The sequence below is a fragment of the Dysgonomonas sp. ZJ709 genome (genome assembly GCF_011039195.1).
In the GTDB taxonomy this organism is placed as follows: domain Bacteria; phylum Bacteroidota; class Bacteroidia; order Bacteroidales; family Dysgonomonadaceae; genus Dysgonomonas.
This window is the reverse complement of sequence record NZ_JAAKEM010000004.1, coordinates 187,717-209,025: the sequence shown is the minus strand read 5'-3', so window position 1 is coordinate 209,025 and position 21,309 is coordinate 187,717. Positions and strand designations below refer to the sequence as shown.

The 21,309-nt window shown below is 38.2% G+C and carries 11 protein-coding genes and 1 tRNA gene; 8 read left to right on the top strand and 4 right to left on the bottom strand.

Features of this window, described 5'->3' with window-relative positions:
* Positions 1–253: 253 nt before the first annotated feature.
* A tRNA-Met gene (locus G7Y56_RS05155) sits at positions 254–327 on the bottom strand.
* 375 nt (positions 328–702) lie between these two features.
* Between G7Y56_RS05155 and G7Y56_RS05150 the strand changes: the two genes are divergently transcribed.
* Genes G7Y56_RS05150 through G7Y56_RS05140 form a run of 3 tightly spaced genes read left to right on the top strand, consistent with a single transcriptional unit; the run spans position 703 to position 5,235 of the window.
* Positions 703–2,754: an LptF/LptG family permease gene (locus G7Y56_RS05150; protein WP_165041640.1), complete on the top strand. Its 2,052-nt coding sequence runs from the start codon at positions 703–705 to the stop codon at positions 2,752–2,754.
* Between the two features lie 34 nt (positions 2,755–2,788).
* Positions 2,789–4,006 carry a bifunctional 3,4-dihydroxy-2-butanone-4-phosphate synthase/GTP cyclohydrolase II gene (locus G7Y56_RS05145; RefSeq protein WP_165041638.1) on the top strand — a complete coding sequence of 406 codons (1,218 nt, stop codon included), beginning with the start codon at positions 2,789–2,791 and terminating at the stop codon, positions 4,004–4,006.
* A 35-nt stretch (positions 4,007–4,041) separates the two neighbouring features.
* Positions 4,042–5,235, top strand: a complete 1,194-nt coding sequence (locus G7Y56_RS05140) for a pyridoxal phosphate-dependent aminotransferase (protein WP_165041636.1) — start codon at positions 4,042–4,044, stop codon at positions 5,233–5,235.
* A 76-nt stretch (positions 5,236–5,311) separates the two neighbouring features.
* On the opposite strand, the gene G7Y56_RS05135 is transcribed toward G7Y56_RS05140, so the two are convergent.
* The 3 genes from G7Y56_RS05135 to G7Y56_RS05125 form a co-directional block, all read right to left on the bottom strand.
* Entirely contained in the window at positions 5,312–7,408 is a 2,097-nt protein-coding gene (locus G7Y56_RS05135; RefSeq protein ID WP_165041634.1) for a M3 family metallopeptidase, read from the bottom strand.
* A gap of 32 nt (positions 7,409–7,440) precedes the next feature.
* Positions 7,441–8,079: a nitroreductase family protein gene (locus tag G7Y56_RS05130; RefSeq protein WP_165041632.1), complete on the bottom strand. Its 639-nt coding sequence runs from the start codon at positions 8,077–8,079 to the stop codon at positions 7,441–7,443.
* A gap of 257 nt (positions 8,080–8,336) precedes the next feature.
* Positions 8,337–9,515 carry a glycoside hydrolase family 172 protein gene (locus G7Y56_RS05125; protein ID WP_165041630.1) on the bottom strand — a complete coding sequence of 393 codons (1,179 nt, stop codon included), beginning with the start codon at positions 9,513–9,515 and terminating at the stop codon, positions 8,337–8,339.
* A 299-nt stretch (positions 9,516–9,814) separates the two neighbouring features.
* Here G7Y56_RS05125 and ruvA point away from each other — a divergent pair, with 299 nt between their 5' ends.
* The 5 genes from ruvA (at position 9,815) to G7Y56_RS05100 (ending at position 21,298) form a co-directional block, all read left to right on the top strand.
* On the top strand, positions 9,815–10,396 hold the full coding sequence (ruvA, locus tag G7Y56_RS05120; RefSeq protein ID WP_165041628.1) for a Holliday junction branch migration protein RuvA: 582 nt from the start codon (positions 9,815–9,817) through the stop codon (positions 10,394–10,396).
* Between the two features lie 72 nt (positions 10,397–10,468).
* Positions 10,469–17,908, top strand: coding sequence for a cell surface protein SprA (gene sprA / locus G7Y56_RS05115; protein ID WP_255498647.1), 7,440 nt, complete (start codon positions 10,469–10,471; stop codon positions 17,906–17,908).
* A gap of 155 nt (positions 17,909–18,063) precedes the next feature.
* Positions 18,064–19,641 (top strand): sensor histidine kinase KdpD, encoded by a 1,578-nt coding sequence (locus G7Y56_RS05110; RefSeq protein ID WP_165021337.1) that lies wholly within the window; start codon positions 18,064–18,066, stop codon positions 19,639–19,641.
* A 43-nt stretch (positions 19,642–19,684) separates the two neighbouring features.
* Complete coding sequence (locus G7Y56_RS05105; RefSeq protein WP_165021336.1) at positions 19,685–20,401, top strand: response regulator transcription factor; 717 nt, start codon at positions 19,685–19,687, stop codon at positions 20,399–20,401.
* A 102-nt stretch (positions 20,402–20,503) separates the two neighbouring features.
* Positions 20,504–21,298: a thymidylate synthase gene (locus tag G7Y56_RS05100; RefSeq protein WP_165041623.1), complete on the top strand. Its 795-nt coding sequence runs from the start codon at positions 20,504–20,506 to the stop codon at positions 21,296–21,298.
* The last annotated feature ends 11 nt before the right edge of the window (positions 21,299–21,309 follow it).

The window sequence follows — 21,309 nt, the reverse complement described above, 5'->3', positions numbered from 1 at the left end:
AGGAATTTATAATGTTAATATTTGTTAGTAAAATGCAGGGCTTTATTAGAAGCTCTAGCGGATTTTACTTAACCGGTGGTATACTTTTCAATTATTTTAGTGGACTACTTTTCAATTATATTATACACCCCACAACAAAACTGTATTTAATCAATTGTTTATTAATTATTTATAATTTATTCGATGTTTATTTTTGTGGGGCAAGTTGCATAAAAATAAAAAAAGTCAACACTGTAAAGTGTTGACTTTCAAGTAGCGAGACCGAGAATTGAACTCGGGACCTCATGATTATGAATCATGCGCTCTAACCATCTGAGCTATCTCGCCAAAGTATTTTTTGTATATTTTGACTTGTGGGGCAAATTTGTGGGGCAAGTAAATTTCCACACAATGTAACAATCTGAATAAAAGAACGTTGTGGCGATAAATTTCGCAAAAAACTCATGATTATGAATCATGCGCTCTAACCATCTGAGCTATCTCGCCAATCTGCATTAGCGGTGACAAAAGTAGAAGATTATTTTTGATAAAACAAGACCTACATGCAAAAAAAGAGAAAATATTTACGAATCACAACCTAAATTCCTTTTTATCACAGTAAAAACTACTAATAAAATTTAAGTCCGGCATCTTTCACCTAATTAATGAGCCTTCACATTCTTCTTTTTACTACTTTTGTACTTGCAAAATGAGAGATAGTTAATGCTAAGATTAAAACGGCTATATTCCTTTATACTTCAGACATTCTTCCCCGTCTTTATGATGACGTTTGTCATCTGTCTGTTTATTGTATTGATGCAGTTCATATGGAAATACGTCGAAGACCTTGTTGGTAAAGGACTTGATAATCTTATTCTGGGCGAATTATTCTTTTATGTATCCTTAAGCCTTATTCCTTTAGCATTACCTCTATCCATATTACTAGCCTCTCTTATGGCCTTCGGTAATCTTGGTGAACGGATGGAGTTGCTGGCGATTAAAGCCGCAGGAGTGTCCCTTCTTAAGATCATGAGACCTCTCATTGTATTTATAGGGTTTGTTGCTGTCGGAGCATTCTTTTTCCAAGATGAAGCAATGCCTCGTATCAACGTAAAATCAAGATCGCTACTTATATCCATAAAGCAAAAATCGCCCGAACTTGAGATTCCGGAAGGGTCGTTTTATAGTGGCATAAGCAATTATAGCTTGTTCGTTAAGAAAAAAAATCCTGAGACAAAAGTTTTATATGATGTAATGATCTATAACACGTCCGAAGGGTTCGACAACATGGCTGTATATGTTTGTGATTCTGCACAGATGAGAACATCATCGACCAAAGACTTCCTTGTTCTCAATTTATATGACGGACAGCAATTTTCTAATTTCCAACAGCCCGGAATGGATAGAAATAAAGCGAGAGATAATAAGTTCAGACCATATCTCCGTGAAAATTTCAAAAAGAAAGAAGTTATTATCCTCTTCAATACCGATTTCAACCGTATGGAGGAATCGGCTTTGGAGGGCACCCAGATATCTAAAAACATTGCACAGCTAAGCCACTCTATCGATTCGATGAGCACACAGCTAGACAGCCTGAATGTTATAGATAGAAAGACTATGACAGAGCAAATTTATCTGTCTTATAGACAAAACCAAATACCACCGACTGCAAATACGGACGTAGTTGGGCAGCCGATAGAAGAAAAGAAAGAAGAAACAACGGATAAAATAAACTTCGATTCTCTATTAAGTACTTATAAAGACGTCGATATGATTCGTTTTACAAGTACCGCAGCGAGCGAAGCCGAAAATACCAAAAATACATACCTATTTCAATCGATGGCAAAGATTGATTTGCAAAAGAAAATAAGATACCATCAGATAGAATGGCATCAAAAGTTCACCCTTTCGTTTGCCTGCCTCGTCTTTTTCTTTATTGGGGCACCACTTGGGGCTATTATCAGAAAAGGAGGGCTAGGAATGCCGGTAGTGGTCTCTGTTCTACTATTTATTTTTTACTACATCATCAACAACATAGGCTACAAAATGGCAAGGGATGGTGTGTGGGAAGTATGGCAAGGTATTTGGCTCAGTTCGTTTGTTTTATTCCCATTAGGAGTATTCCTGACCTATAAGGCGATGAACGATTCTGCATTGTTTAACACAGAAGCCTATGGTAAATTTATACGTGCAGCACTTCGTATAAAACCAAAAGTAGAGACTAATGCCGAAAACGAAATAGATGTTAGCAAGATCCCTGATTTGTCGGAATTGAATACAGATCCCGAAATACTTGAGAATCTAAAATCACTTGACGAATCAAGACTAAAAGATATAGCCAAAAATCACCAACAGTATGGCTACGATCAGAATACACTAGAGGCTGTATTGAGTATACTGAAAGAACGAGGTGCCAAATTCTTTGATATCAAAACGAAGAATCTGGATTACAATGATGCCATAGAAAAATTAAATTATTTTCTAAAAAGCTCTCTGATTACCCTTCTTCTGTATATATCCGAAATAATTCTATCGATAGTTGTGGTCATAACAGGATGGGATATTATTGAATGGACTGCTATAATTCTATCAGTAGCGTATTTCATATTCTATATTAAATCATTAATTCATTACTTCGACTATTATAGAGCTATCGACAGGAAAGTAAAGAAAAGTCAGCCCGGTATCTTGGTTATAGCATATCTCTTTTACCCTGTAGGATATTTTTTATTGAAAAAAGGAATGAAAGAGGATATAAATAGCATAAAATGGTGATACCTTTAAGGTAAAATATAAATAATAATTAATCATGGATAAAATAAAACTGGATACAATCGAAGAAGCCATAGACGCTATAAGAAATGGTGAATTTGTAGTTGTAGTAGATGATGAAGATCGTGAGAATGAAGGCGATCTTATCATTGCAGCAGAAGCTATCACGCCTGAGAAAGTAAACTTTATGGAAACGCATGCCAGAGGTCTTATCTGCGCTCCTCTTACAGGAGAGCGCTGCGACGAACTAGACCTACCAATGATGGTAACAAGCAATACATCGACACATGCCACTCCATTCACGGTATCGATAGATTTACTTATCAATGGCTGCACAACAGGTATATCAGCATACGACAGAGCGCAGACTATTCTCGCTTTAGCCAAATCCGAAACCAAACCCGAAGATTTTGGTCGTCCGGGACATATATTCCCTCTTCGTGCTCGTGAAAAAGGTGTATTAAGCCGTGTTGGTCATACCGAAGCAGCAGTCGACCTGGCTCGTTTGGCTGGATTATATCCGGCAGGCGCACTTATCGAGATAAAAAAAGAAGATGGAGAAATGGCTCGCTTACCCGATTTGAAAAAATTCGCAGACGAATTTAACCTGAAGCTTATCTCTGTTGCAGATCTAATAAAATATAGACTTGAAAGAGAATCGATTATAGAAAAAGGGACGGAAGTAGACATGCCAACCGAACACGGGCATTTTCATCTGATTCCTTTCAAACAAAAATCGAACGGACTAGAACATATAGCCTTGATAAAAGGAACTTGGGAGAAAGATGAGCCGATATTGGTACGTGTTCATTCATCGTGTATGACTGGTGATATATTTGCTTCGAAGCGTTGCGAATGCGGCGACCAACTGCACAAATCGATGGAGATGGTACAAAAGGCCGGAAAAGGAGTTATAGTTTATCTCAACCAAGAAGGAAGAGGCATTGGCCTAATGGCTAAAATGCAGGCATATAAACTGCAAGAAGAAGGCTATGATACTGTGGATGCAAATCTACATCTCGGATTCAATGCCGACGAGCGCGACTACGGTGTTGGAGCGGCTATCCTTCGCGAAATAGGCGTTCGTAAAATGAGATTACTGACAAACAATCCGATAAAGCGTAAAGGGCTGGAATCTTTCAACTTGGAAGTTGTGGAGAATGTCCCAATCGAAATAGTACCCAATAAATATAATTCTTTCTACATGAAAACAAAGAAAGAACGTATGGGACATGATTTGCACAATATAGACTGAATAAATATATAGATTAACAATAATAATCACTGGAAATGACACAAGTTTCAACCCGTATAGCGAGCCTGGCAATCTCTGAGACGTTAGCGATGTCTCAAAAAAGCAACGAATTAAAAGCACAAGGCATCAATGTGATCAACCTTAGTGTAGGTGAACCCGATTTCAACACCCCCGATCATATTAAGAGTGCTGCAAAGAAGGCTATCGACGATAATTTTTCGATTTACTCACCTGTTCCCGGATATCTTTCATTGCGCCAAGCAGTATGCAAGAAGCTGGAAACAGAAAACGGACTCAGCTTTAAACCTGAACAAATAATTTGTTCGAACGGTGCGAAACAAGCAGTTTGCAATGCCGTACTAAGTGTTGTGAATCCGGACGACGAAGTTATTATTCCTGCTCCATGTTGGGTGAGCTACATCGAAATGGTGAAACTAGCCGAAGGTAAAAGTATTGTTATTAAAACAGGAATAGAACAGGATTTTAAAATAACTCCGGCTCAACTGGAAGCTGCAATCACGCCTAAAACAAGAGCTATTATAATATGCTCACCATCTAACCCGACAGGAAGTATTTATTCTAAAACAGAGTTAGAGGGTCTGGCAAATATATTGGCAAAACATCCGAATATTATAATCATCTCTGATGAAATATACGAACATATAAGCTATATAGGCAAACACGAAAGTATTGCCCAGTTTGAGAATGTAAGAGATCGTGTAGTGATCATCAACGGTGTATCTAAAGCATATGCTATGACGGGATGGAGACTTGGCTGGATGGCTGCTCCACAATGGATAGCTTCGGCTTGTAACAAGCTGCAAGGTCAATACACATCGGGAGCATCGTCTATCGCTCAGAAAGCAGCAGAGGCAGCCTATCTTGGCGACCAAACATGTGTAGAAGATATGCGTCTGGCATTCATGCGCCGTCGCGACCTGATCGTTAAACTAGCGTCAGAAATAGAAGGCTTCAAAGTAAACAACCCTCAAGGCGCATTCTACTTATTCCCCGAATGCAGCTACTACTTCGGTAAATCATATAACGGAAAGGTAATTAATACTTCTGCCGACTTAGCTATGTTTTTACTCGAAGAAGGACATGTAGCATCAGTTGGTGGCTTGGCTTTCGAAGCACCGAACTATATTCGTTTCTCGTACGCTACTTCCGACGAGAATATCATCGAAGCAATGAGACGTGTGAAAGAAACGTTGGTAAAATTGAAATAAGCCGAATCATTAGCCCTATTTATAAAGAAAGCCGCTTAGTTAGTTCTAAGCGGCTTTCTTCTTGATATATCGTATATTACTTCTTCACACCATTTCTCTCCAATAAAGCATCGATAGTAGGCTCTTGCCCTCTGAATTTGACATACAAACTCATCGGATCGGCAGTATTACCTTTTTGCAATATATTCTCCTGAAAGGATCGAGCGGTTTCTTTATTAAAGATACCTGTTTCTTTAAACAAGGCGAAAGCATCGGCATCCAATACCTCTGCCCATTTATAGCCATAATATCCGGCAGCATAACCACCCGAAAATATATGACCGAACGAAGTAGACATACAAGCACCGTCTACGGTAGGCAATAAAGCTGTTTTGTCCATTGCATTACGTTCAAAAGCTATTACATCACCTGTGTAAGGTTGATTAAGCGTATGCCAAGCCATATCTAAAAATCCGAATGATAATTGGCGGTAGCACCCGTAGCCGGCATTATAATTAGCTGCATCTACAAGTTTTTGAACTAAATCGGCAGGAATCTTCTCTCCTGTTTTATAATGAATAGCAAAACCATCTAGATATTCTTTCTCGGTTAACCAGTTCTCCATTATTTGCGATGGTAATTCTACAAAATCATGCTCGACATTAGTACCCGAAAGTGTTTCGTAAGTACATTCTGTCAACATTCCATGTAGTGCATGACCAAATTCATGAAGGAAAGTTTCTACCTCATCGAAAGTAAGAAGTGCCGGTTCTGTTTCAGTAGGGCGGGTAAAGTTCATCACAATAGACACATGCGGACGAGAATCTTTTCCATCTTTCTCTTTGTACTGACCTTTAAACTCGGTCATCCATGCACCTTGTCTTTTACCTTCGCGCGGATGAAAATCGGTAAATAAGACAGCAACAAAATTTCCTTTATCGTCTACTACATCGAAAGCCTCAACTTCTGAATGATAAACCGGTATTTGAGTATTTTTCTTAAAAGTTATTCCATACAAGCTGGTAGCAAGTCCAAATACGCCTTTCTTTACATTCTCCAATTCGAAGTAAGGACGTACCATTTCATCGTTTACACTGTATTTTGTATCTTGTAGTTTTTCAGAATAGTATGACCAGTCCCAAGGTTGAAAGTCAATTGCTTTTCCTTCGAATCCTACCGCATAGCCTTCCACTTGTTTCACATCGCTATGAGCAGCAGTAGCATACGCATCGTAAAGCTTATTCAACAAATCAAAAACATGCTCTTTGTCTTTCGCCATTTTGTCGCGTAATACAAATGTTGCATAGTCCGGATAGCCTAGCAAATTTGCAATCTGCATACGGGTTTTAGCGATTTCTTTTACATTTTCCTGATTATCGAATTCTCCGCCTGATACGCATTTAGTTGCGTAAGCCATATATAATTTTTGACGAAGATCGCGACGCGAAGAATACTTCATAAATGCAATATAGCTTGGTGCAGATAGGTCGAACATCCAACCCTCTTTATCCTTCGATTTCGCCTTAACCACAGCTGCATCTTTAACACTTTGCGGCAATCCTGCCAAATCAGCTTCGTCTGTGATTATCATTTCAAATTTATTAGACTCTTTAAGAGCATTTTGCCCGAAGTCTAAAGTCAACTGGTTCAATCTGGACGAAAGTTCTTTGTATGTATCTCTGTCTTTGCCTGTCAAGGTTGCTCCCCTACTTTCAAAACCCTGATAGATCTTCTCTACCAATCGGATTTGTTCAGGATTGAGACCAGAATCTAAACGTTTATCATAAACAACTTTTATTTTTTGGAATAAGCCTTCATTCAGATTTACGTCGTTACTGTGAGCTGATAGTTTAGGCTGAATACGCTGTGCTATTTCAAGCATCTCGTCGTCGCTCTCAGCACTAAGCATATTGAAAAAGACTGATGCTACACGAGTCAGAAGGTCGCCTGATTTTTCAAAAGGCAGAATTGTATTTTCGAATGTTGGATCCGCTTTGATCATTACAATCTTATCGATCTCGGCAGCGTGGTCTTTTATACCTTTATCCACAGCCGGCTCGTAATGAGCATTCTTTATTTTATCGAAAGGAGGTGTTCCATGAGGCGTTTTATATGCCGAAAAGAACGGATTTTGTGCTTGCATTGTTGTTATTACTGTTATAAATAATAGAATGGAAAAAAATCTTTTTTTCATACAATATTTAGATTTTAATTTATGTAACTATATTATTTCCATTGGGTTATTTCTTCTACCGAAAAGCGGATAGAATTTTTGCTTTCTTCGGCGGCTTTACCTATCGATAAAAGTAAAACCGGGATATAACGTTTTGTATCTAAGCCCAGGGCTTCTGTCAACTCTCTCTTCTTATATCCTCCGATAGGGTTCGTATCATAACCATATCCTTTGGCCGAAAGCATCAGTTGCATTGATACAAATCCACAATCAATCAATAATGAATTCTTTATAGACTCGTCTGTTATGCCTGCCCTATAATTAGTCATCATACCCATCATCTGGTCTTTATACTCTTCCGTCATTAGATTTTTCTCTACATTGGCAGTCAGAATCTCATCTGCATAAGAGAAATTATGCATATCTCCGAATACTGCAATTATAGCAGAAGCTGTTGCAGCTTGCTCCTGATTAAAAAGCATATATGGCTTTATTAGTTCCTTGCCCGCAGGCGAATCGATGACAACAAAACGCCAAGGTTGAAGATTAAACGACGAAGGAGCAGTCATAGCATCCTGCAAAATGCTATACATTTCCTCCCTCTTAATCTTAACCGAAGTATCATACTTTCTGATAGATGTACGCTTCTCCATCACACTATTAGCTGGATTGGCTACTTTCTTTATTTTCATATTAATAATATTGAATTATTGTAAAAAACAAAGATAAGAAAGTAATCTAAATAATTATGTCACTTATAAAATTAGAAAAGGGTGTATCATTAGTAAAAATACATTGTAAAAGTATTACACCTTTTTGTCATTCCGAACGGAGTGAAGAATCCTGACTCTTCATTGAGAGATCCTTCTCTCCATTCAGGATGACAGAATCATACAAAAAGTTGCTTGTGACATACCCTCTTGTAGCATCTATCTGCATTATCAAACGATTAATGCCATGTAGGTATTTCTAAATCGTCTTTACTTGGCAATTTAGGGAATTTCGCATGTGGTTCTGACTGATACCAGAAAGATACTGACGAGATATCCGATTTCTGATTATTATATCTGAAATCGTGCCTCCATCCCAAATCCTGAATAGTTACCTTCAAGTCTTTATCGAAACGTATCGGATCGAGTATGTGCCAACGATACAAACCGAATGCTGTAACTGCATTATATAAACCATCGGGGCGTATTACCTGATGCATCCCTGCATAAGGTGTTGTAAATTCTTGATACTGGCGGGTCTTTCTATTTTCGAAATTGTACGATCCGCAGAAATAATCTTCTGCGCCTGTTCCACAGATAGTAGGATACTCTTTATCACCATCCATATAAAACTTGATTTCACCTTCGCCCCACCAACAATTGTCATTCACACGCCATGCCATATAAGTGCCTACATAGTGTCCTTTTCCTTTTATTCCATCTACGAGAGTATGTAACGAGCCTTGTGTGGGGTTAGAACGTCTGAACTGAGCATGAAAATATCCTTCGTCTTCAGGCACATCTGTTAATGTATAATTTATTTGATAGTAAAGACGCATTTCTTCTTTATGGTTTATGTTCTCCAATGTTATGCGGGCTTTTTTTCTGAATGGCATTTTCCAGTAGCAATTAAAAGCGCTGCCCGGATTGACACATATCGCCAAAGATGATAATTGTGCATACTGATTGTAAGCACTTGCGAAAAAATCACCTATAGGACATTCAACCGAAGGTTCTTTTTCGTCGTCCCAATAGATACGTAGAATAGAAAAGCGCCAATTACCCGTAGGAGTCATCCACATTTGTTGGATAGCACCCGAGCCTTCAATCTCTGCAATAGTCATAGTTTCACCCGGATTGACGATGATAAAGGGATTAACTTTCCATCCTATGCCCAAATCTTGTGCTGCTGCCCACGAGTTAGCCTTATTCCTTTCGTCTTTATCCTTTACAGGATCGGCCATCCCTCCCTTACCTTTTTCGCCTGTGAAATTTTCAGGACTGATAGACCTTGTCTTCGCATCCGACAGACGGGAAAGGGTTCCCATATTCATATCCAAACCATTGAAAGGATGATTTTGCGCATGCAGTGATAGTACGCAAAAAACAATCAGAATTGTTAAAAAGATTTTTTTCATAATATATATATTTAAGTTAACATGCTCGAACCCATCAAATAAACGAAATATAATCACAAGCAGATGAGCCTTTTATTTATTATTCGCAGCATGCATAAAACAGCCAAGCTCATTAAGTGTTATAAAATATTGAATAAAAGCTATAATATCCGTACTTTTACATTAATTATTATACTTTTTTTAGTATTTAGGCGTTATAATTAAGAACAATAAATAATTAAAGCTACACTAACCCATACAGTGATAGCTTTATCTTTGTGTTCAAAAGTAATAAATTAGGTTTAAGATTTAGATTCACTATGATTGATTATATAAAAGGAGAAGTTGCGGAGCTAACGCCTGCATCTGTGAGTTTGGAGGCATACGGTATTGGTTATTTCATCAACATATCTCTCAATACATATACCTGCCTTTCGGGCAAAAAAAATGCAAAACTGTACATTCATGAGGCTATCAGAGAAGATGCCTATCAACTGTTCGGTTTCTTTGAGAAGCATGAACGCGAATTATTTACCCTCCTAATCAGTGTATCGGGTATAGGGGCAAGCACCGCACGGATGATTTTGTCGTCAATGAATCCACAAGAACTTACCTCAGTAATAGCATCGGGTAATGCCGATATGCTGAAAATGGTAAAAGGAATCGGGATGAAAACGGCTCAACGTGTAATTATTGATTTGAAAGACAAAATAAAAACAACCGGAACAGACCAAGTTGCCATGTATGCAGCTTCGAGCCCGGTAAGCGAAGAAGCCATCGCAGCTCTGGTTATGCTAGGTTTTTCACAACAGGCATCTCAAAAGGTTGTGGTTAAGATATTAAAAGATAAATCAGATAGTAGTGTAGAACAAGTTATCAAGCTGGCATTAAAAATGCTATAATCACCGTTTATTGGGTTGAAAAGGTACATTAAATATTTACTTATAATTACGCTCTCAATAAGCTCTATTAGTTTGCTCTCCGGCATTTCCGGCAGGGTGGATACTTCTTTATTGCTATCCGAAGAACCTTTCGCCATCCCATCAAACGATACTGCACCACGATTCCCTGTAAAAAAAACTCAGATATCTACGTACGACGATCTCAATAATAAGTCTCCTATCGATCTCAAAGATCCATCGAATGTGCAAACTCGCGTCGATTACGATATAGATTCAAAATATTACATTATCCGCACCAAAGTAGGGGATCAAATTATATCGACTCCTTTTTCGTTAAGTGCCGACGAATATATGAATCATAGCTTGAAACAGTCTATGGCAGATTATTTCAGAAGGAAGAATGCGCTTAGCGAAGACGGTAAAAGCGTTGATGATGGAGAATTTTCATTAAAAGACATAAAAATAAATATTGGTCCTGCTGAAAGATTATTCGGTCCGGGAGGAGTAAAGATAAAGACGCAAGGCTATGTAGAAACATCGATGGGCTTTAGGCATACTTACAATGATAATCCTACATTAGCTGAGCGAAACAGAAGTAGAACTGCCTTCGATTTCAAAGAAGATATACAGATGAATGTATCGGCATCTGTAGGTGAAAAAGTAAATTTCGGCATGAACTACGATACAAAGTCTATGTTTGATTTCGACTCTAAAAGAATAAAGCTTGGTTACGATGGTAAAGAGGATGAAATAATAAAACACATCGAAGCAGGGAATGTAAGCATGGCCACAACGAACTCCCTTATTGGAGGCAACACTGCATTATTCGGGATACAAACAGAACTTCAGTTTGGAAAGTTACGCGTGAACACACTTGTTTCTCAACAAGAATCACAATCAAAATCGATCAGTGCAAACGGTGGTGTACAAACAAATAGTTTTGAGTTTAATGTAGACCAGTACGATGAAAGCCGCCATTTCTTTTTAGCACATTATTTCCGGGATAACTATGATAAAGCGATGAGCAAGATTCCTTTTGTGTTATCGCCGGTAACAATTACACATCTCGAAGTTTGGGTTACCAACAAGCGAAGTGATTTCACTCAAGCCCGTAACATCGTTGGTTTTGCTGATATTGCTGAACACAAAGTAATAAAAAATCCTACAAGATGGACTCCAACAATCGGAGCACCTGACGTACCTGATAATGGAGCTAATAATCTATACTCAACCGTTACCACTGCCCCCTATTCGGCAGCACGTAATATTAGTCAAGTTAATGCCATATTCAACGGATTCATAGAAAGTGGATTAGATTATGAACAAGTAGAAAGTGCACGACTCTTAAACGAATCTGAATACACATTTAATCCCCAATTAGGATATGTCTCTTTATCATCGGCATTGCAACCGGACGAAGTTCTGGCTGTAGCCTTCGAGTACAAAATGAACGGTAATGTTTATCAGGTAGGAGAATTTGCAACAGATATAGTAGACCGGTACGATGCCAGTAACCCGCGATCTGGGGCACTATTCCTTAAGTTATTGAAGCCTGTAGGATTTGGACCACAGACTTATACATGGGATCTGATGATGAAAAACGTCTATAGCATCGGAGCAACCAACATCCAAAAGGATAAATTCAGAATGAACATATCGTATCAATCCGATTCGATAGGAACATTTATCAATTATTTACCGGAAGGCGATATTCGGAATCAATTATTGTTGAGAGTCATGAATCTGGATAGGCTCGATGTTCGAGACAACCGCAACCCAGATGGAATTTTCGACTATATAGACGGATTCACCATACGATCGGAAAACGGACGAATATATTTCCCTGTTGTTGAACCATTTGGTTCACATTTAAGAAAAGAAATAAATAACCCTGCAATTGCCGACAGATATGTTTACCAAGAATTATATGACTCGACGAAAACGATAGCTCAACAGATTGCTGAAAAAAACAAGTTCAAAATATCCGGTTCTTACAGAGGTTCCGCATCTAATTCAGATATAAACCTGAATGCAACAAATGTACCGCAAGGCTCAGTCAAGGTTACTGCCGGTACTGTTACGCTAACGGAGGGGGTCGATTATATCGTAGATTACATGTCGGGGATAGTAACTATCATCAATCAGAATATATTAGATACAAATACACCAATACAGATTTCACTCGAAGACCGTACATTCAGCATGGAGCGAAAAACACTCTTGGGTCTGAACTTAAGCTACGACATATCTAAAAATTTCAATGTAGGTGGTACTATTATGCACCTTTCGGAAAGGCCATTAACAATGAAAACGGAACTCGGCAATGAATCGGTCAAAAATACATTATGGGGACTAAATACATCTTATAGAACTGAATCGCAATGGCTGACTAATCTTGTAGACAAACTACCGTTCGTTAATGCAACCCAGCCTTCTCAGATAACATTTAATGGCGAATTTGCACAAATGATCGCAGGGCATTACGAAAATAGAGATCTCGGAGCGCACTCCTATCTCGATGATTTCGAAACATCTGAATCCAGAATAGATATCAAAAGCCCCTTTGGATGGACATTGGCATCGACCCCTGCCGACAAATCAGGAGACGCGCTATTCCCCGAAGCTTTGCTCAACGATGATGTCCGATATGGCATGAATAGAGCCATGATGTCTTGGTATATGATTGATGGTATATTTACACGTAGAAACTCGTCACTTACACCTCTGCATATCAAAAATGATAAAGATCAACTATCTGATCATTTTGTACGCGAAATATATCTAAGCGAAATATACCCAAACAGAGACGTACCATTTAACGAGGCTGCAACAATTCCGACGCTAAATCTATCTTATTACCCGAATGAAAGGGGGCAATATAACTTAGACGCAACAAATATAAATTCGGATGGAAATTTATTAAATCCGAAAAAACGTTGGGCAGGTATTACTCGTAAAATGGATGTTCGGGATTTTGAGTCAGCTAATATCGAATATATCGAATTTTGGTTGATGGACCCTTTTGTATATAACGATACAGCAGCCGTAAAAAACAATGGAGGTGATTTATATATAAACTTGGGTGAAATATCGGAAGACGTTCTAAAAGATGGTAAAAAGTTCTACGAAAATGGTCTGCCTATCAATGACGATCCTACGGCATATACAACCACAGCATGGGGTAAAGTGCCAACTCGGCAATCTACCGTTTACGCTTTTGATGACAGCGCAGGTGACAGCGGACGTAAAAAACAAGACGTCGGATTGAACGGATTAAGTGCAGAAGAAGAAACAACATTCGGAGCTTATCGCGATTATCTGGAAGCCTTGAGAAGTAAACTTTCACCTTCGGCATTGGAAGCAATGCAAAATGATCAATTTTCACCTCTAAACAGCCCATCGAAGGATAAGTATCATTTCTACCGTAGTTCTGATTACGATCGGGATGAAGTAAGTATCATCGACCGATATAAATTTTATAACGGAACAGAAGGAAACTCCCCTACTACAAGCGGATCGGATGAGAGTTTTGCCACATCGGCACGTGTATTACCCGATGTGGAAGATATCGATCAGGATAACACCATGAATGGAAATGAAACCTATTTTCAATACAAGCTCCGATTGACACCCGATTCGATGAGAGTGGGAAATAACCATATCATAAATACCCGTGAAGTCACAGTACCTCTTCGCAACGGCACACCGGGCACTGTAACCTGGTATCAATTTAAAGTTCCTGTTCGACAATACGATAAGAAAATAGGAAATATACCAGACTTCCGAAGCATCCGTTTTATGCGTATGTTCTTAACAGATTTCGATCAGACAACGTTCCTTCGCTTCGGAACATTTCAACTTGTTCGCGGTGATTGGCGCATTTATGAACAAACATTGAATAGAAACGATATGCCCGAAGGTAGTGGTGCAATAGTTATTTCTACTGTCAATATCGAAGAAAACTCCGACAGGAAACCTGTTAGTTATGTTTTGCCTCCGGGACTTACACGCGAACTCGATCCCGACCAAACACAATTGACCAGAGAAAACGAACAGGCACTATCCCTTCAGATTTTAGATTTGGAATCAGGCGATGCTCGCGCTGTATATAAAAAAGCATCATACGACTTCAGACGCCATAAAAGATTACAATTATTTACTCACGCCGAAGCTCTCGTTGGAGATAATACGCTCGCCTATGGCGAATTGACCGTATTTATTCGTTTAGGTACCGACTACAAGAATAATTACTACGAGTATGAGATACCACTGACAATAACCCCTCCCGGTCTCTATCGATCGAATAGCATAACAGACCAATATGCTGTTTGGCCTCAAGATAATATGTTCGATTTCAAACTGGATATACTTAAAGATTTAAAGCTGAAACGAAATAAAGAAAAACGAAAAGAAGGATCAAACATTTCATTCACAAAAGTTTACTCGGATTACGATCCGGACAAACCTAACAATAGAGTCAGCATTATAGGTAATCCCTCTCTGTCGGATGTACAAATTATAATGATTGGTGTACGTAACAATTCACGTCTCAATAAATCGGGAGAAGTATGGGTCAATGAGCTCCGGCTAACGGACTTCAATGAAGAAGGCGGATGGGCAGCCCAAGGAAATCTCAATATAGCACTTTCCGATTTAGGAACGATTAATCTCTCGGGAAGAAAAGAGACTGTCGGCTTTGGAGCATTAGATCAAAGTTTAATGGAAAGGCGACTCGACGATTATTACATGTACGATGTAACAGCCAATGTAGAACTAGGCAGATTCTTACCTGAAAAAGCGAAGGTGAGCATACCCTTTTATTATGCTTATTCTAATCAGACTACAACCCCGAAATATGATCCGTTCGATCAGGACGTAACATTGAAAGAGTCGCTAAGCATAGTTGATAGCAAGATAGAAAAAGACTCCATAAAAAGTTTGTCTCAAGAGAAAACAACAACCCGAAGCGTCAGCCTGAATAATATCAGAGTAAATATACAGAGCAAGACTCCCATGCCATACGACCCTGCAAACTTTAGTCTGGGATACACCTTCAATCAAACGGAGTTTAAGAACCCTACTACAGTTTATGATGTGAGTAAGAATTATAAAGCAACGTTTGCTTATTCATACTCTCCTCTGATGAAAACTTGGGAACCGTTCAAAAATTCGAAAAGTAAATCTGGATCTGCCAAGTTTGCAAAATCGATTGGATTCAATTATCTGCCGAGCAATATTGCCTTCAATTCTAATATGACACGCTACTATACCGAAACACTTTTACGTGATGTCGACAACTATACTATAGGCGAAAATGCAAATCAGAACCAGTTTCTGGCGTGGAGTCAATCCTTCTACTGGGATCGGGATTTCAACATCAATTGGGATCTTACCCGTAATCTTAAGGTAGCATTCCAATCGGGAACCAGAGCCGAAATAGAAGAACCATATTTACAGGTAAATAAAAGGCTCAACAGAGACGATTACGATATATGGAAAGACTCTGTTATGCAGAGTATAAGAGACCTCGGAAACCCTCTGTCATATAAACAAATAGCGAGAGTTACCTATCAGCTTCCATTCCGAAATATACCTGCTATGGATTGGGTTACAACCAATCTGACATATACAAGTGCATATCAATGGGATCGTGGAGCAGATATAGATAGTGTAGAGATAGGAAATACGATTAATAATAATATAACTATTGATATCAACAATCGGTTCAACTTGGTAAGTTTATACAACAAATCGGGATTTTTGAAGAGAGTAAATGAGCGATTTGATAGTAGAAGGAGAGCCCAATCTCCCAGCCAGCAACGGCGAGAACAAAATAAAGAAGCCCAAAGGCGACGATTCACCCAAGAGGTAACACTAAGAACCGATACGACTATTACTATTACCCACGGGTTAGGGACAAAAAATATTGAACTAGTAGCCAAAAAAGACGGTCGTCCTTATAATATCAAATTCAAGAAGATTGATGAAAATTCGATACGAATAAATAATAAAGATTCGGCAACTGTCCAGATTAATATTGTAAATAAAATAAAAGAACCGGGAGAGGGAATTTGGAAAGATGTTGCTGAATATTCTGCACGGGGTCTGATGTCGTTCCGTTCTATAGGTATTAACTATTCGAGACGCAAAGAAACATTTATATCCGGCTATAGTCCTCATGTGGGCGATGCTTTTGGTCAGAAAAATACAGAATATGGATTAGCTCCCGGTCTAGGTTTCGCATTTGGTTTTGAAGGTGGAGACGATTTCATTAAAAAATCTTTAGATCGCGAATGGCTCGTAATAAATAGCGACAATATTCTTCCTGCGGTTTACAACAATTCGAACAAACTGGAAATAAGAGCTCAACTTGAGCCATTTAAAGGCATGAAAATTGAACTGAATGCTAATCGTGAAAATAACGAGCGTTCGGAAATACTGTATATGTTCGAAGGTTCGCCACGCACGCTGGGTGGCAGCTTTTCGATGACAACAATCGGGCTTTCGACTACATTGAGAAACAGTAGTGCTAAAAACGGCTATCAATCAGATGCTTTCGACAGATTTTTGACAAACAGAACTATTATAAGAAACAGATTAGAATCAAAATATGACGGCTTACCCTATCCTACCGGAGGCTTTATGACCGACAAACCCGGATTTATAGGAGAAAAATACTCAGCAGAAAATAATCTTGTTAATATTAATTCGGGTGATGTGCTTATCCCTGCATTTCTTGCAGCATATACAGGCCAGAATGCAAATAGTGTTACACTATCTGCATTTCCATCATTGTTATCCATGTTGCCAAACTGGACGATATCGTATGACGGGCTATCTGAAATACCTGCCATTAAAGAAAAATTCAGATCGATACGCTTCAATCATTCATATTCATGTTTCTATCAGGTAGGCAGCTTCAACTCTTTTGCTACATGGCAACAAGTAGATGACGATTTAGGCTTTATTCGTGATGTATTAACAGGAAATCCCGTACCTTCGTCGCCCTATAATATTGCGTCGGTAGGAATATCCGAAATATTCAATCCTCTCTTTGGTGTAGAAGGGATATTGAATAATAATATGTCTATCAATTCTCAATTTAATAACATGCGGACTCTCAACCTGAATATGGCATCATACCAAATAATAGAATCAATCCAGAAGGAGATCGTTGTGGGCTTTGGCTATCGCATCGACGAATTTAACCGTGTTATAGGGCTTACGTCTAAAAGTTCAAAAGATTTCAACAACGATCTTAACATAAAAGCGGACGTATCGCACAAAACCAGCCAAGCTCTGATAAGAAACATCCAAGAGCAATTTACTCAAGCCACCAGCGGTACCACAACAGTCACACTAAAGCTATCGGCAGACTACACATTGAGCCGTTCACTGACTCTAAGAGCGTTTTTTGATAGAATAATGAATAATCCTCTTATTTCTTCTACAGGATATCCGACAACAAATACTAACTTTGGCATTAGTCTTAAGTTTACTCTAATACAATAAAAAAATCTTAATATACTTGCGTAAGAATAATTATTATTTTAAGTTTATTTTCTCAAATGTTAAACAAAAATCCACATTCAATTGTTAAATATCTAATTACTGTAATGAGAGGTATATCCATCTCATCGGTAGTAGGTTATAAAGGCTATTAAAAAATGAAGAAATCAACAATATGGATACTTGCAATTATAATGGCTATTGCGTTCTTCGGTTTATTATACTTACAGATTACGTATCTCCGCACATCGGTTAGACTGAGGAGTGATCAATTTGATGAAGCAATAAACAGAAGCTTGTACCAGATATCGAGAAATCTGGAACTTGATCAAACAAAGAAATATCTCGATGAAGCGTTCCTTGAAAAGCAAAAAAATCAGTCGGCTTACAACAGATCTCTATCTCGGAGTAACCAGTTGGAAGAAGAAATTGTAACTTATAATCAGAAGGTAAACGGAAAAGTGACTGCCCCTGATGGTATGGAATTGCAAGTAGAATACAATCTATCGCAAACCATACAAACCAAACCGACTAAACCTGTATTTCAATCGCCAAACAAAAGCGGAACAAATGCTATATCCAAAACGTTTGTTGATATGCAGGAAGAGCAGAAGAAAAGATATCTCAACGAGAGGGAGAACTTAAATGATGTTATCAACAAAATATTGAATACATCAAGCAATGTTCCCATCGAAGAGAGGATCAATTTCAAAACACTCGAAAACAATATAAGAAACGAAATAAAGCATAATGGCATAGAGTTGCCATTTCAATATGAAATAGTAGATAAGAACGATAAACCTATTTATAGGCAGGCACGATTCTCGGATCAGGATAAGAATGCGGTATATACACAAGTTCTATTTCCAAACGATTCGCCGGATAAGCTAACCTATCTTAAGGTCTATTTCCCGACCAAGGGAGACTACCTCTTTAGCGAGGTTTCATTCCTGGTACCAGCACTTTTATTTACCTTCATATTACTTGTTACATTTATAATTATTATCTTTATCACCTTCCGTCAGAAGCGCTTATCTGAAATGAAGAACGATTTCATGAATAATATGACTCATGAGTTAAAGACTCCGGTGTCGACGATATCGCTCGCTGCGCAAATGCTAAAAGACGGATCGATAACCAAATCGCCTGAGGTTTTTAAACATATATCGGGTGTGATAAATGATGAGACCGAACGGCTGAGCTTCCAAGTGGAAAAGGTGCTTCAAATGTCTCTTTTTGAGAAACAAAAAGCAACTTTAAAACTTAAAGAACTAGATGCTAACGATATCGTAGTAACCGTAGCGAATACATTTCAGTTAAAAGTGGAAAAATTCGGTGGAAATCTCGATATTGATCTACAAGCTACCGAGTCGGCAATATATGCAGACAAGATGCATTTTACAAACGTTCTATTCAATCTACTCGACAATGCAGTAAAATACAGGAGGGAGGATCAGCCATTAGAGCTAATGATAAGAACATGGAACAGCAATAATAAACTATTAATATCCGTAGAAGACAACGGAATAGGAATAAAAAAAGAATATGTAAAAAAGATTTTCGATCGCTTCTATCGTGTATCAACCGGTAATCGCCACGATGTAAAAGGCTTTGGGCTAGGGTTGGCATATGTTAAGAAAATAATCGAAGAACATAAAGGCTCTATAAAAGCAGAAAGTGATTTAAATAAAGGAACTAAATTTATAATAAACTTACCTACTATAAAAGAAAAATGACTAATTAATTACTGATTTAAAAAAACGCAAATAAAGAGATGTTATGGAAGAAAAATTGAAATTATTTTTATGTGAAGACGACGAAAATCTTGGTATGTTGCTAAGAGAATATCTTCAAGCAAAAGGATATGATACTGATCTATTCATTGATGGCGAAGTCGGATATAAAGGATTTGTAAAAGAAAAATATGATCTGTGTATCTTAGATGTAATGATGCCTAAAAAAGACGGTATTACCTTAGTTAAAGAAATCAGAGCTATAAATACAGAGATTCCTATTATATTTTTGACTGCCAAGAATATGAAAGACGATATCTTAGAAGGATTCAAAGCAGGTGCTGATGATTATATAACAAAACCATTCAGCATGGAAGAGCTTGTTCTTCGTATCGAGGCTATTTTCCGTCGCGTAAAAGGAAAAAGAACTAAGGAACAACAAGTGTATCAGTTTAGCAATATGCAGTTCGATACTCAAAAACAAATTTTGACTATCAACGGCGAAAGCACTAAATTGACGACTAAAGAAGCTGAACTTCTTGGACTCTTATGTGCTCATGCTAACGATATATTGGAACGTAATCATGCCCTTAAGCAAATATGGGTAGATGACAACTATTTCAATGCACGAAGCATGGACGTATATATCACTAAGTTGCGTAAGCTTTTGAAACCGGCGCCTAGTATCGAAATCATTAACATACATGGTAAAGGTTACAAACTTATCGCTCCTGTAAGTGAAGAAGCTGAGGGTGCTGAATAAAGCTAAATCCGAACAACAGATAGAAAGCTATACTTGAATCAAAAAGTATAGCTTTCGTTTTTTTTATATACCTTTGAAGCTAGAAAAATAGCAATAATATATATGAAACAATATCACGACCTTCTTAAGCGAGTTTTAGCTGAAGGAACAGAAAAAAGCGACAGAACAGGTACGGGTACCATTAGTGTTTTCGGGCATCAGAGCCGATATAATTTAGCTGATGGATTTCCTGTTATTACAACAAAAAAATTACATCTGAAGTCCATTATATATGAACTCCTATGGTTTTTGGCAGGAGATACGAATATAAAATACCTGCAAGATAATGGTGTACGTATATGGAACGAATGGGCTGATGAAAATGGGGATCTCGGTCATATCTACGGTTATCAGTGGAGATCGTGGCCCGACTATAATGGCGGACATATAGATCAGATAACAGAGGTTGTAAACACCATTAAGAACAATCCCGACTCGCGACGAATAATTGTAAATGCATGGAATGTTGCTGATATACCGAATATGAAGCTTCCTCCATGCCATGCTTTCTTCCAGTTTTACGTAGCTGATGGAAAACTTAGCTTACAGCTTTATCAGCGTAGTGCCGACATATTTCTAGGTGTGCCATTCAATATTGCATCTTATGCCCTATTACTTAAAATGATGGCTCAGGTAACCGGATTACAAGCCGGCGAATTTGTACACACCTTAGGCGATGCGCACATATATACTAATCATCTGGAACAAGTAAAATTACAATTGTCCCGTGAATTGCGTCCCCTTCCTGAAATGATTTTAAATCCTGATGTGAAAAGCATTTTTGATTTTAAATATGAAGATTTTACTCTCGAAGGATATGATCCGCACCCACACATAAAAGGTGAAGTTGCTGTATAAAGGTCTATTAA